At 65.0% G+C, this 13,392-nt stretch carries 14 protein-coding genes; 3 read left to right on the top strand and 11 right to left on the bottom strand.

Annotated features, from left to right (window positions below):
• Positions 1-29: 29 nt before the first annotated feature.
• The 4 genes from VT03_RS12165 to VT03_RS12150 form a co-directional block, all read right to left on the bottom strand.
• The gene (locus VT03_RS12165; protein ID WP_075093229.1) at positions 30-476 is read right to left on the bottom strand and encodes a hypothetical protein; all 447 of its coding nucleotides are present in this window, start codon (positions 474-476) and stop codon (positions 30-32) included.
• A gap of 72 nt (positions 477-548) precedes the next feature.
• Entirely contained in the window at positions 549-776 is a 228-nt protein-coding gene (locus tag VT03_RS12160) for a hypothetical protein (protein ID WP_156514445.1), read from the bottom strand.
• 137 nt (positions 777-913) lie between these two features.
• Positions 914-1,357, bottom strand: a complete 444-nt coding sequence (locus VT03_RS12155) for a CsbD family protein (protein ID WP_075093227.1) — start codon at positions 1,355-1,357, stop codon at positions 914-916.
• Between the two features lie 306 nt (positions 1,358-1,663).
• Positions 1,664-1,876 (bottom strand): hypothetical protein, encoded by a 213-nt coding sequence (locus VT03_RS12150; RefSeq protein ID WP_075093226.1) that lies wholly within the window; start codon positions 1,874-1,876, stop codon positions 1,664-1,666.
• 252 nt (positions 1,877-2,128) lie between these two features.
• Here VT03_RS12150 and VT03_RS12145 point away from each other — a divergent pair, with 252 nt between their 5' ends.
• Positions 2,129-2,461, top strand: coding sequence for a hypothetical protein (locus VT03_RS12145; RefSeq protein ID WP_156514444.1), 333 nt, complete (start codon positions 2,129-2,131; stop codon positions 2,459-2,461).
• Positions 2,462-2,866: 405 nt separating this feature from the next.
• Here the strand turns inward: VT03_RS12145 and VT03_RS12140 are convergent, their stop codons facing one another.
• Positions 2,867-4,864, bottom strand: coding sequence for a SulP family inorganic anion transporter (locus VT03_RS12140; RefSeq protein WP_075093224.1), 1,998 nt, complete (start codon positions 4,862-4,864; stop codon positions 2,867-2,869).
• A 441-nt stretch (positions 4,865-5,305) separates the two neighbouring features.
• Here VT03_RS12140 and VT03_RS12135 point away from each other — a divergent pair, with 441 nt between their 5' ends.
• Entirely contained in the window at positions 5,306-6,259 is a 954-nt protein-coding gene (locus VT03_RS12135; RefSeq protein ID WP_075093223.1) for an endonuclease/exonuclease/phosphatase family protein, read from the top strand.
• A gap of 28 nt (positions 6,260-6,287) precedes the next feature.
• Here the strand turns inward: VT03_RS12135 and VT03_RS12130 are convergent, their stop codons facing one another.
• Entirely contained in the window at positions 6,288-7,052 is a 765-nt protein-coding gene (locus tag VT03_RS12130; RefSeq protein ID WP_075093222.1) for a protocatechuate 3,4-dioxygenase, read from the bottom strand.
• Positions 7,053-7,396: 344 nt separating this feature from the next.
• Here VT03_RS12130 and VT03_RS12125 point away from each other — a divergent pair, with 344 nt between their 5' ends.
• Complete coding sequence (locus tag VT03_RS12125; protein WP_075093221.1) at positions 7,397-8,824, top strand: DUF1501 domain-containing protein; 1,428 nt, start codon at positions 7,397-7,399, stop codon at positions 8,822-8,824.
• A gap of 479 nt (positions 8,825-9,303) precedes the next feature.
• On the opposite strand, the gene VT03_RS12120 is transcribed toward VT03_RS12125, so the two are convergent.
• The 5 genes from VT03_RS12120 to VT03_RS12100 all read right to left on the bottom strand — a co-directional run bounded on the left by VT03_RS12120 (position 9,304) and on the right by VT03_RS12100 (position 13,244).
• The gene (locus VT03_RS12120) at positions 9,304-9,795 is read right to left on the bottom strand and encodes a 3-hydroxyacyl-ACP dehydratase FabZ family protein (RefSeq protein WP_075093220.1); all 492 of its coding nucleotides are present in this window, start codon (positions 9,793-9,795) and stop codon (positions 9,304-9,306) included.
• A 194-nt stretch (positions 9,796-9,989) separates the two neighbouring features.
• Positions 9,990-10,382 (bottom strand): acyl carrier protein, encoded by a 393-nt coding sequence (locus VT03_RS12115; RefSeq protein ID WP_075093219.1) that lies wholly within the window; start codon positions 10,380-10,382, stop codon positions 9,990-9,992.
• 334 nt (positions 10,383-10,716) lie between these two features.
• Complete coding sequence (fabG, locus tag VT03_RS12110) at positions 10,717-11,469, bottom strand: 3-oxoacyl-[acyl-carrier-protein] reductase (protein WP_075093218.1); 753 nt, start codon at positions 11,467-11,469, stop codon at positions 10,717-10,719.
• 109 nt (positions 11,470-11,578) lie between these two features.
• Complete coding sequence (locus tag VT03_RS12105; protein ID WP_075093217.1) at positions 11,579-12,073, bottom strand: 3-hydroxyacyl-ACP dehydratase FabZ family protein; 495 nt, start codon at positions 12,071-12,073, stop codon at positions 11,579-11,581.
• A gap of 412 nt (positions 12,074-12,485) precedes the next feature.
• On the bottom strand, positions 12,486-13,244 hold the full coding sequence (locus VT03_RS12100) for a DUF6655 family protein (protein ID WP_075093216.1): 759 nt from the start codon (positions 13,242-13,244) through the stop codon (positions 12,486-12,488).
• Positions 13,245-13,392: the final 148 nt, after the last annotated feature.

The raw sequence follows: 13,392 nt of genomic DNA, 5'->3' as shown, positions 1-13,392 counted from the left end.
TCTGGGGATCGCGGGCAAGGCCGGCGAAATCAGCGGTATGAGGAACGGTCAAAGACATTCTCGTGTTCTCGTCGGGCCTCGGCCTGCGCTTTGGCGGCATAGGCAGTGTTATCGGTCAGCAACTGCGCAAGACGGCGGGTCGCGTAGGTGGTCCCCGCCTTATAGACGACGCTCCAGATCAGAGCGGCGGCCCCGGCCAGCAGTCCCGTCTTCTTCGCCACTTCGACCGTCTCTTCGCTCGGTCCCTGCGGCGGTTTTCCCATAGGGAGGGCCACGGTCCGGGGGGCCTGACGCTGCGGAACCAGGAGGTAACCCAGCAGCAATGCCCCACCGGCGACGACCCAGGGATAGCTCTTGACGTAGTACTTCCAGTCGGTGAGCTGCTTCGTTTCCCGCTTGATCTGCACCGCTTTCCAGCGCGCTCCCGCGCGGATGCGGGCCATCTGGTTTCGAAGCTCTTCGGGATCGGAGGTCATGGCTGCCGACTCTCGATGTCTGTTTCTGCGGCCTGTGTCCGCCGCGTTGGCCGACCGGCCGGGGAGGGGCTGCTACCAGTACCGACGCTGAGGTGCGGCGGGGGTGAACATGGACCCGGCTCCCATCAGGAGTGCCAGGCCGACTCCGACGCCGAGCCCCAAGCCAAAGGCGGCAAAGACCGCGCTCGCCGGGTACTCCTCGATCGTCTCCCTCGCCGACTGCAGGCCTTCCTGCATCGCTTCCGGAATCCTTTTGAAGTCCATCTCGGGCATTGCAAATGCCCCGGATCGCTGAATCATGATCTCACTCCTTAGAGGGGTTCTCACGAGGTGTGGCGTCCCCGGCGGCGCCCGAGGACAGACGGTATGAGTGAACACGCCGGCCGTCGCCACCGGGATTCGAACTCGGGTGGCGACTCGCGGCGGAATGAACACGCTTAGCGGCGGTCGCGGAGCAGAGCCGCGACGAGCACGCCGGAGAGGAGTCCGGCCCCGAAGGCGATGGCGACCGACTCGACCGGACGGCGGCGGACGCACTCTTCCGCTTCCTGGTAACCCGCCGAGATCGACTGCTCGACGTTGTCATACTGGCGGCGCATCGTGTCCTGCGCGTCCGCGGCGTAATCGCGGGCCGAGGCGGCATAGTCGCGGGCGGTCGAAGCGATCCGCTCCATCGCCGGCCGCGAACCGGCCACGATCGAGTCGATGAACCGCTCGACCTCTTCCCGGGCTTGGCCGGTCTTCTGCTGGATCACGCCGACGAGGCGTTCGACATTCCCCTCAGCACGCGAGAGGTCGTCATCGGTCATGACGCCCCACTTCTCCTTAATGCGTCCCGAGACTTCGTTCCACTTTCCTTCGAGCTGCTGCCGCGTGACCATGGATCTCTCCTCTGCCTGTGTTTTCAGACTCCGCCTGAATGCGGCGGCTCTCGCCAAGACTATGAAGCAAGGGGTGTGCCGTGACTGGGCTCCAGCAAGATTGCCCGGCGTTATGTTCAGAAAGCCCTTTGATCGAAACGGGTTAGGACGGGCGATCGTTTCTGCCGGATTCGGAGGACGGCTTTCAGCCCGTCAGGCTGTTGACGATCGCTGGCCCCTCGTCCGGCATCCTGTGTTCCGGTGAAGCAAGCGGTTCCGCCGCCGGATCGTCTGCACGGCTCCAGCTCGGACCGGACCCGCGTTCGTTCAGGAGGAGGGGGTGGCTCCCGGGACATGTCCGGTCGTCTTCCCGCCGCGGGCGATCGTCTTTCCGGTGTCGATCCGTTCGCCTCGCTCCTGGGCGGGCGTGGTCTCCGTTTTCTGGGCGGTCGTTCCCGCCGGCCGCGAGCCGTGGGACGGCTTCTGAGCCTCCTCCGGAACCGGCTTCTGCGGCGTCGGTTGGGCAGGTGAGGTATCCATAATGAGTCCCCTGTTTGGAGCGGACGGGTGGCAAAGCGATGGGAACCCAAGTGCAAGAGGTGCGCCCATGCACGGAGCGCCGGCGTGGAAGTACGGCGATTCCTGCCGTCCCGAAGGTCGCGCCGGGCGACTCCGCTTGGTGGCCGGGGGAGCGGCGTTATTCTCCGCGGACCCGGTCTTTCCGCAGGTGAACCGATGCGTCCTGTTTCGATGCCTCTCTTCGTTGCGCTCGTTGTCGCGGGATGCTCTTCCGTGAACTCGAACTCCGGCTCGCCCCTGCACCAGCAGGCGCAGTCCGCGATGGTTGCCGTTCCCAACGACAAGCTTCCGCCGCGTCCCATGGGCCGGCCGCTGGCGATCAAAGACGTTCAGCCAGGGCAATATGTCACGATCCTGCAGTACGTCGACGCCACGGAGACGTGGGTGACGGGGCAGGTGGAGAGCGTGACGGCGGAGAAGGTGACCCTCGTTCGCTGCGAGGTGGAAGAGCGGAAGCCGGGCAAGGCCCAGACCGCCGTCAATCGGACGCGGGCCTCCCGCTACACGCTTCCTCCGGGCGAGATCCGTGCGGTCCGCGCTGCTTGAGCGTGCGGGCGAAACCCGTCTTCCGTCGGGAGGGCAAGGCTCCGGCCGAGCCGCGTCGGTCGCTCTCGCGGCCGCCATCTTCGACGCTGTGCAGCGAAGGCGTGCCCTGACAACGGGGGGCCGCAGAAAAGCTCACCCGACGGCCGCTTGCACCCGCAACCTGCAACGAGGTTACGGGGGGGCATTCGACGCGGAACCGCGGTCGGACACTCCCCGCGTTCCACGGTTCTCGACGGCCGGCCCTCCTGCGGGCAGGGGGACTGTGTCGTTCTTTAGGGTCGTTTCTTGGGCCCCCTCACATCCCCCAGCAAGGCCCCGTCCTGGACCCGGTGGATCAGGGACGAGATCGAACACCCGCTCGACCTTCCGCCTTAAGTCTTCAGCCTCTCCCCCACCGGGCACCGGTCAGTGATGCGCCGGCTGCGACGGCACACCCTGCTCGCTCACGAACGCCCCAAACCGGATCACCTCCACCGTTTCCACCACTACGGTGACACCCGCCTTGGGGAGGATCTGCTCCCGAAGCACCTCCACAACCTGCTCCGCCAGCTCCGGCATCACCACGACCTCGAACCGGATCTGCGGCACCGCCGGGAGCCCGACGTTGAGTTCGGACTTCCCCGCTCCATGACAGGGGATCACGGTGTAGCCGGTCGCGCCCCGCGAGACGAACAGCTCCACCAGCGTCTCCTCCAGATCGGTGTCCGCCGTCACCGTGATCCGCCGCAATGGAATGAGACCCCGCCGCCGCGTTGCGAAGGCATGCCCCGTGTTGGTCCGGTGGCTGTCCAGACCCGTGATCTTCAGCGACAGCCCCTCCGCAGTGAAATCAGACTGCAGCCCGTGCAGCTTTTCGATAAACGTCGTGTCGACCAGCTTCGTGTTCGACAGATCGAGGACGATGTTGTTCCGCTGCACGAGGCCGATCTGCTCGAGCTGCCGCTTGAACGGGATCCAGTTGCTGAACACCGCCGACTCCCGCGCGGTCACCAGGCACGTCCCGTCCGGCTCCTCCTGAACGTCGAGATACGTCTTGAACAGGTCCCACGGCGAGACCCCGTTCATCATGTGGATCACGAACTTCGTCGCGATCCCGATCCCGATCCCCATCAGGAGATCCGTCGCCAGAACGCCGATGATCGTTGCCACGAAGATGATCAGCTGCTCGCGGCCGATGTTCCACAGGTGGATGAATTCCTTCGGCGACGCCAGCCGGTAGCCGGTGAAGACCAGCATGGCCGCGAGGGCCGCGTTCGGGATCCGGTGGATGAGGCCGGGAAAGAGAGCGACGAAGGCCAGCAGGAACACGCCGTGCCACATGTCGGCGAACCGCGTCCGGGCCCCGTTGTCGATGTTCGCCTTGCTGCGGACGATCTCGGAGATCATCGGCAGCCCCCCGACCATGGCCGCCGCGGTGTTCGCGATCCCGCACGCGAACAGGTCGCGGTTCATGTTCGACTTCCGCTTCCACGGGTCGAGCAGGTCGATCGCCTTCGCCGACAGCAGCGACTCCAGGCTGGCGATGAGCGAGAACATCAGGACCCACTTCCAGCCGTTGAAGGTCTGGAGCGCGCGGAAGTCCGGCAGCAGGCCGCCGTCCTTCGAGAGCATCGAGCGGAAGATGCTGTCGGGCAGGTTGACGACCGAGTCCTTGCTGAGAATCGTGTACTGGTGGTCGGCCAGCGTGTACGTGTGGTCTTCGCCGAGCGAGAAATACATCCCCAACGGAATGGCCAGGATCAGCACCACCATCTGAGCCGGGACCCGCTTCAGCGTCTTGTTCTTCGCCATCGCAAAGAAGATCAGTACCGCCAGGCTCAGGAGGCCGATCAGCGCGATCTCGGGGTTCATGTCCCGGATCGAGCTGGGAAAGGCGGCGAAGTTGAGGAGCGGATTCGGACTCGGGGCCTTGAGCCCCAGCATGACGTGGAACCGTGACGAGATGATGATCAGGCCGATCGCGGCCAGCATCCCGTGGACGACCGTTGTCGGGAAGAACTCTCCCAGAATCCCCGACCGCAGCAGGCCGAAGCCGATCTGGATGACTCCCGCCGCGACCCCCACCGCCAGCATCAGGCGGTAGGCCCCGTAGGCGTCGGTGTTGAAGTCATGCTGAAGCTGCGAAACCGCACCGAAGACGATCACGATCAGACCGGCCGCCGGTCCCTTGATCGTCAGCTCGGAATTGCTGATGAGCGACGTGACGATCGAGCCGATGATCGCCGTGAAGATCCCCGCCTGGGCCGGAGCGCCGCTGGCGAGCGAGATCCCGATGCACAGCGGCAGGGCGATCAGGAAAACCAGAAACCCGGACAGCAGATCCTTCCCGAGGTACTTCTTGAAGCCTGCCAGATCGCCGCGCGGAATCTCGTCCGCACTCGTTGTCACAACGTTCGTGGCCATGAGGTCCTGCAGGTCGGAGAATCAGCCCGGGAACGGGAGACGGAGGAGAGGAGGGGATGGAACTTTCGGGATGCGCCGGTTCAGCGGAACGGGCCGCAACGGATTCGAAAGTCCGATCAGGGAGGAGGGCGGTCACGTCGGCTGGTCGGATCCGTCCCGACCGCGAAAGCGAGAGGGGACGGAGGCGGAGCGTGGCCATCCGTCTGCCAACGCCCGAAGTTTATCTGCTCAGATGAGTTGCGGGGTAATCTTTAAGATTGCAAATTCGTTACCGCGCCAATTCCGGATTGGACAGATGGTTTGCTGACCCGGATTCTGCGGCGTGCGGCCGCACTCGCGATGACTTCTGACTCCCCAACGACGACCGCAATCGCCGCCGCTGGACCGGAGCCCCGATCGGAAGGGACCGCCGGCGGCCGATCTCGTTTCCGATCGACGTTCATGGTCGGGCTCTCGGCCCTCCTGGCGGTTCTGGCGGCGGCCCTCCTGCTCACACAGCCCGATCGCCTCGCCTGGCTCCTGATGTTTCCCCGGTGGGTGTGTCTCGGCCCCGGATGCGTCCTGCTGCTCCTGGGACGCAGTGCCCCGCGTCGGTGGCTTGGGATCGCCGCGCTCCTGTGGGGGCTGTATGCGGGACTGTTCGTCGAGGAGGGGGCGTCGCTCACTCGCCTCGGGCTTCAGGGAATCGGAGTCCGGACTGCGGTCGCGGGAGACCTGCGGGTCGTGTCTCTCAACTGCGGCAGCGGGAGCGAGCGGGCCGTGGACGAAGCGCTCGCCTGGCAGCCGGATCTGCTCTGCCTGCAGGAATGCCCCGGCCGTCCGCAGCTGGAGACTCTCGTCCGGAGCCGGCCCGAAGAGTGGTCCCTCGCCGCGGGGCCGGATGCGGCGATCCTGGCGCGGGGCCGCCTCACGGTTCGGCAGCAGTCAGCCCGCGGCGTCTGGATCTGGGCCACCTGGCATCGTGCCGCGGACCACCCCGCCGCGGGGGACATCGAAGTCGTCAGCCTTCGGCTGCACCCCGTCCCGGTCCGCCTCGATCCCTGGTCGGGCGACTGCTGGGAGAGCCACTCGCGGATTCGCGCGATTCATCGCCAGGAGATCGACGAACTCCTGACGGCGCTCGAGGCCGCCCCCGCCGATGCGCGGTTCCTGATCTGCGGCGACTTCAACGCGCCGGCGGGCGACCGGGGGCTCGACGCCCTGCGAAAGGTCGCCCGCGACAGCTTTCGAGAGGCCGGCGTCGGTTGGGGAAACACGATCCTGAACGATTTTCCCGTGCACCGGATCGATCAGGTGTGGGTCAGTCCGCACATCGAGGCCCGGCGCGTCTGGGCCCGGAAGAGCTCCACGTCCGACCATCGAGCCGCGATCGCTGACCTGTCGCTTCAGCGCTGACGGGCCTGTCGCTCACCTCCCCGCGGTCTCACGGCCGAGGCGGACGCGGTCCGCGCGGCCTGTCGCCTTCCGGACCCCGCTCACTCGGCGGAGGTCCCGGCGGCGGACCGGGACGGCGGCCTCGTCCTTCCCGTTCATCGGGAGTCCGGCCGAGGACCAGGTCGAACGTGCAGGCCACTTCGCCCGTCTTCGATTCCGGGATCGGCGTGAAGTCCGCCATGACGAGCTTGCGGTCCGCTTCCGGGACGCCCCGAAACACGCCGTCCTTCTCGTTCCCGGCGTGCCCCCGGACGAAGATCTGTGAGACGAGGACCTCCTTGTCCCCTTGCTTCACCTTGACGTGGATGTGCGGCGAGGGGCGGCCGGGGTAGGGGACCGGCTTGATCGTGCGGAAGCGGTACTCCCCTTTCGAACCCGTTGTGAACGTTCCGAACCCCTGGAAGTTCTTGTCCTGCTGGTCCTTCTTCTTGGAGCTGTCGGCGGAGTGCAGGTAGACGGCGTTGGCGTCGCACTGCCAGATCTCGACCGTCGCGTCCTTGATCGGCGACCCGTCCTTGCTGAGGACCCGCCCGCTCAGGTGCGTGATCTCGCCGATCGCGGGCGTGAGGCTGTCTCCCAGGACGATGAGGTCGTTGTCGCGGTCGAGCGGCAGGTGATCGGGATAGAACGGCCCTTCGGTCAGCCAGGGACTTGTCTGGAGCGCCTCCGCAAACAGGCCGCGGGTGGTGAAGAAGGCGGCCCCCATCGCGCCGAGGAAGAGGCGGCGGGAGGGGAGGAACAGGCGGTCTGACATGGCGGCGCTCGCGGAGGACGGGAGGGTCGAAGGGAACACGGTGATAAGGCCCGCTGTCCGTGGAACCAGTCTAAACGGAGAGAGTTCCGCGCCGTGTGGCGATTCCCGGCCATGTTCACCCGGAATTGAGCTTTGGCCGCCCCGAACGATCCGGACGATCGGACGGGATCGGCGGCGGCGGGGCGGTTTTCAGGATGGTTTCCCACGTCCCAGCGGCGTACCCTATAGGCAGGCGTTTTCCTCGTGCCGATGAAGGAGGACCGGTTCGATCGAACTGGCTCCCCCGGCGCGGGAAACCGCTCTCCCGCCTTGTCCTCGCGCCCGCCTTCGACACGCTGCCTGCCATGAACCGACGTGAACTCCTCCGCCGCTCCGGCATGGGAATGGCCTCCCTCGGCCTCTCGACTCTGCTGGCCGACATGGCTGGCGCGGCCACCGCTGCTCCCGTTCCGATGGGGCTCGACTCGTCGAATCCGATGCGTCCGCGGCAGCCGCATTTCTTCGCCAAGGCGAAGCATGTCATCCACATCTTCTGCAACGGCGGCCCGTCGCACGTCGACACCTTCGACCCCAAGCCCGCGCTCGACAAGTACGCCGGCAAGACCCTCCCGGTGGAGAACCTCAAGACGGAGCGGAAGACCGGCGCCGCTCTCCCGTCGCCGTTCAAGTTCCAGAAGTACGGCCAGAGCGGGATCGAGGTCTCGGAGCTGTTCGCCCACACGGCGCAGTCGATCGACGACATTGCGGTCGTTCGCTCGATGCATGCCGACGTGCCGAACCACGAGCCGTCGCTGATGCTCATGAACTGTGGCGACGCGCGTCTCTCGCGGCCCAGCATGGGGAGCTGGGTGACGTACGGCCTGGGGACGGAGAACCAGAACCTGCCGGGCTTTATCGCCATGTGTCCTGGCGGGATGCCGATCACGGAGTCGGCGAACTGGCGGTCGTCGTTCCTCCCCGGCGTTTTCCAGGGGACCTACATCGATACCCAGCACAAGGAGATCGAAAAGCTTGTTCCGGACATCCGGAACAAGACCCGCTCGCTCGAGCAGCAGCGGCGGCAGCTTGATCTCCTGCAGGCGCTGAACCGGAAGCACCTGGAAGCCCGGCCGGGCGACGCCGCTCTTGATGCCCGGATCCAGTCGTTCGAGCTGGCGTACCGGATGCAGATCGAGGCGGCCGATGCGCTGGACGTGACCAAGGAGCCCAAGCACATCCAGGAGGCTTACGGCGACAAGGTCCATGGCCGCCAGCTCCTGATGGCCCGCCGGCTCATCGAGCGGGGGGTGCGGTTCGTGCAGCTCTGGCATGGCGAAGGGCAGCCGTGGGACAACCACGACGATCTGGAGGTGAACCACCGCCGTCTGGCCGGCCAGCTCGACAAGCCGCTGGGCGCCCTGCTCAAGGACCTCAAGCAGCGGGGGATGCTCGATGAGACGCTCGTTGTCTGGGGGGGCGAGTTTGGCCGCACTCCGGTTGTCGAGCTGCCGACTCCGGGCTCGAACGCGGGCAAGATCAATGGCCGGGACCACAACCACCACGGCTTCACGATGTTCCTTGCGGGGGGCGGCGTGAAGGGGGGGCAGGTTTACGGTTCGACGGACGAGTTCGGGTTCAAGGCGGTGGAGAATCCGGTGCATGTGCACGACATGCAGGCGACGATTCTGAAGCTGCTGGGCTTCGATCATGAGCGGCTGACGTACCGGTTTGCCGGGCGGGACTTCCGCCTGACGGATGTGCATGGGAAGGTCGTCGACGGCCTGATTGCCTGACCGGGGCTCGAACCGCGTCCTTGCCGGACGGATTCCCATAGCTCAAACCCAACGTGCGACGGCAGCTGGGGTCAAGGGGGCAACCCCTTGCCGCCGGAGGCGCTTCCATGAGGAACCGTTGGATACAACGGATGTCCCCTTTGTGGTACCGGCGTTGAGGACTCCTTCACACGACACTACTCGCTTTGCAATCCCCGCGGGTTGGTGAGGGGGCATCCGGCACGGTGTCCGCGTTTGGACACGCGCTCCTTCAGAGAGATCGAGACAGGCCAAGCCTCCGGCGGGCAAAGGGGATTCTCCCCTCTGCACTCCCTGACCAGGGTGCCCCTGGACCCGATCAGGGACAAATGATCCTGCGTTGCGCCCCTCTACCTTCCGCCTTCTGCCTCCCTCACCAAGGTCCCCCTAGACTCGGTTCTGGCCGGCGCAAAGAAAAACCGGGATGTTAGTCCCGGTTTCGTTATCTGGAGTGAGCTCTCCTACTTCACTGCCGGGGCCGCACTGCCATCCCCCGCCATCCCCACATCCATAATGCTCTGAAGAGCAAACTCGACCACATTCTTCTGGTTCGGCATCGAGCCCGCCTGAGCCGGATCGACGTGGGCAAAGACGATCTCCCCCTCCGCCACCAGCCGGTCACCACACTTGGCGTTGACGTTCACCATCCCGCCCTCTTCGCGGGCCTCCACCAGCTCCGCCGTGTAGACAAGCTGGTCGCCGGGCATCGCCCAGCTGTGGAACGTCATCTTCGGCACCTTGGCCAGAATGACCATGTGCTTGAAGCCGTGCGTCTGACCCAGCAGGATCCCGCCGGTCTGAGCCATCCCCTCGATCATCAGCGACCCCGGCATCACCGGGAAGCCGGGGAAATGGTCGTGGAGATGCTCTTCGGAAAGGCTGACGTTCTTGACCGCCTTCGCCGAGACACCGTGCTTGAACTCGATAAAGCGGTCGATCCAGAACCAGCGCATGGGTGTGTCCGTAGCCCTCTCACTTCGAGAAGAGCTGTCAGTCGGCAACCCGATCCAACCGGCGTCCCAGTGGAACGCGGTCGAGGCCGCCGAAGGGAGTTGGGAACGCGAAAGGCCGGCTCATCCCACGCAGCGGGATGGCTACGAAAAACCCGGCGTCCCAGGACGCCGGGTTCTCGAAAGCTCACGGCAGACTACTTGGCGGCGATCTTGGCAGCCAGGAACTTGCAGATCATCTCCACGGTGAAGAGATCGGAGATCTTCTCCACGCGGGGATCCTTGGAGAACTGCGACAGGTCGGCGTGCGGCATGCGGGCCTTGAGCTCGGCGAGCCCCGCCTCGGTCACGACGCCGTTGGCCACGAAGCCCGAATCGGCAGCGGCGATGTTCTCGGGGAACAGCTCGCCGCGGGGAATCTTGATGTCGAAGTTCTTCTCGAGCCGGAAGACGATGTCGAGAAAGTCGATCGACTCGGCGCCCAGGTCGCCGATCAGCGTTGCCTGGGGCGTAACTTCGTCATCGTCCACACCCAGGGCGTCGACGAGGGTTTCCTTGACCTTCTCAAACACTTCTTCATTCGTCGCCATCGGACATTTCTCCCGTGACCATCACCCCGGCGTTCTCTGGACGACTCGTCCAACCCAATCCGGCCGGATTTGCATCCGGCCTGCCCCGCCAGGGGATTGTCGACTTTCCTTATTCTCACCGGACCCATCGTCAGCGACGGGCTGGTCCTGGTGAGTGAAGGACTTGCCGTCGAAACTGTCTGCACTTGAAGGTTGATCGCTGCGAGCCGAGCCTCGGAAACACCGCGGCTCAAACTCACACTCAACCTGCATCGGGTATCGACCATTCCGGGCCAAGTCCTTCGAGCCTCTCAACGCCCGACGCTCAACCCGAACGGCCCACCCGACCTAATCCTTAAAATCCTCCCAGGGTCATCCCGCCGTCCACCGTCAACACGTGGCCGGTGATGTACCCCGACTCGTCGCTCGCCAGGAAGGTCACCGCATTGGCGATGTCATCCGGCTTGCCGAGGCGGCGGAGGGGGACCATGTCCTTGATCTTGTCGCCGCCGAGGTTTCGGACGGCTTCCGTCATGTCGGTTTCGATGAACCCGGGGGCCACCGCGTTGACGGTGATGTTCCGCCGGCCCACTTCCGTGGCGAGGCAGCGGGTCAACCCCTGGATGCCCCCCTTGCTGGCCGCGTAGTTCACCTGTCCCTGGTTGCCGTACTCGGCCGCCACGCTGGACATGTTGATGATCCGGCCATACCGCTGGGACATCATCTGTCGCATGGCAGACTGGCAGAAGTTGTAGACGCTGGTCAAGTTGTTATCGATCACCGCCTGCCAGTTCTCAGGCTCCATCACCGCCAGCAGGCCGTCCTTAATGATGCCGGCGTTGTTCACCAGAATGTCCAGCCGGCCCCACTTATCGACGACCTGCTTGACGGCTGCCTCGGCATCAGCCTTCTTGGATGCGTCGCCCTGAATGGCGAGGACTTCCCGCTGGTTGAGCTCCTGGTCCTTGACGATCTGCTCGGCCGCCTGGGTGTTCGACTTGTAGACGAATGCGACCTTGGCCCCTTCCTTGGCGAGGGCTTCGACGACCGCCTTGCCGATTCCGCGGCTTCCCCCCGTGACGAGTGCAATCCGGCCTGCCAGCTTCATCATTGTTCCTTTGCGACGTTCTTGAATGGGGGATGGGAGAGGGCGGGCCGCAGGGTGGGGGGCGAGAGGCGGATGCTCCGCACTCCGCGCCGACTGCGGGAATAACAGGTCAGCCCTTCGCCGGGATCGCGGGGCTCGGTGTCGACAGGACGTCGAACAGTTCCCGCATCTTCTGGATTCGATCCTCGTCAGACTTCTTCAGGTTCGGATTGCGGTCCGCGAGGTTGAACTGTTCGAGCGTCAGGCGGCTGCTCACCGCCGAGTTTCCGTCGACTGTGCCCGAAGCCTTGAATGTATAGAGATTTCCGTCCCTCTTGTGGATCTCGCACTCGATCACGAGCGCCTTGCCGGGGGTGACGAAGTTGTTGAACTTCGTCGCCTTGGCTTCCTTCAGGAGGACGGTGCTGTATTGAAAGTTTTCCGTGTGCCGCATCAGCCAGGCCCCCGTCTGGACGAGGGCTTCGACCATCAGCACTCCCGGCATGATCGGAAAGCCGGGAAAGTGATCCTGGAGGTACTCTTCGGCCAGCGAGAGGTTTTTGACCGCCTTGATCGCCTTTCCCGATTCAATCTCGGTGATACGATCGATCAGGGAAAACCGCACGGCAACCGATCCTCTGGGACCTGAGCTGGAGTCGTGGTCCGCACCGTCGGGGACCAATCCGGTCCCGACGATCCGCCCGAAGGGCGAACTCCAACGTCGATGTCTGCGGACAACCCGCGCCCCGAAGGCGCTATGTCACCTGCTGTTCCGCAAGGGGCAAGAGTATACGGCCGGGTTTTTCCGTCCACAAGCGGGGGCCGCGGGTGGGAATCCGTCGAATTCCCCATTCGTTCTCGAAAGCGACGAATAGGCGGGCGGGTTTCGGAAAGTGCACTCAGGAAAGAACTTGCAGCTCAATCTGGGGCGCCCGGCGAGGGGCCGAGGCGAGTTCCCGTGGTTCCAGCACCAGTCGCTGCCGAAGCCGATCGCTCCCGCCGCGATGTCGCGGGCGCCTCAACAGCCTCGCGACGGCTCAGTTCCGGTCACTCCCCTCGATCCAGTCCGGCAGGCTGACAGCCGCTGCCTTGTCGTTGACGCTCGGGGCGTCGGCGTACTGCGTGGCGGGCGGAGCGTCCGGGGGCTTTGGCATGCTTCGCGGGGAGGCGAACGCCACCACGGGCGGGACGTTCGTGTACGAGACCGCGGCGTTCCCCGTTGTCGCCCGCTGGACTTCGTTGCGGACGTTCCCCGACTGGTAGGGGCCGACGCCGAAGACGTACCAGTTGTTGTCCTGAGCGCTCGAGAGTGCGATTCCCCCCGGCCCCAACGGACTCCGGGTCTTGGCGTCGTAGGCCACAATGCCGATCTTCGCCACGCCGGTCTGCTTGGTCCGGGTCGCCAGCCGAAGCTCCGGGATCGTCATCATGCCGGGGAGCACGACCTCGGGGACCCCGACGAACGAGTCCGAGTGAGAGGTCCCGATTCCGCCGCTGCGGGCCTCAATGACGACCTCTGCCGCGTCCGCCTTGTCGGCGAGCTGCGCCCCCGCTTTGAGGAGCCGGTGGCGGATCGAGGAGATCACGTAGTTCTTGTCGACGCAGTCGATGTACTTCTCCTCGAAGTAGACCGTCTTCCCGGCAAACGGGCGGAAGTCCATTTTGTCGAGCGACTGGTCGACCGCGTTGGAGATCAGGATCTGTTCGGTCGCGGAACGGGCGGTGTTGCTGGTGCTGGCGGAGGTGCATCCCGCCAGCCCGGCCGCCGTGAGTCCAAGGAGGAGAAACCGCTTCATAACTGAACCGTCAACAACGTGAATGACCGGGCAAGTGGCGCGGTTCCGCTTGTAGGACCGGATCGTTTTGAGCGTCAACGCACGTCCGCGGGCCCCGGCCAAGTCCGGCCCAAACTGCCGCTGGGGGCTGCGTTGCTCCACGTCATCT

The sequence above is a fragment of the Planctomyces sp. SH-PL14 genome (assembly GCF_001610835.1).
In the GTDB taxonomy this organism is placed as follows: domain Bacteria; phylum Planctomycetota; class Planctomycetia; order Planctomycetales; family Planctomycetaceae; genus Planctomyces_A.
This window is presented reverse-complemented; position numbering and strand designations above follow the sequence as displayed.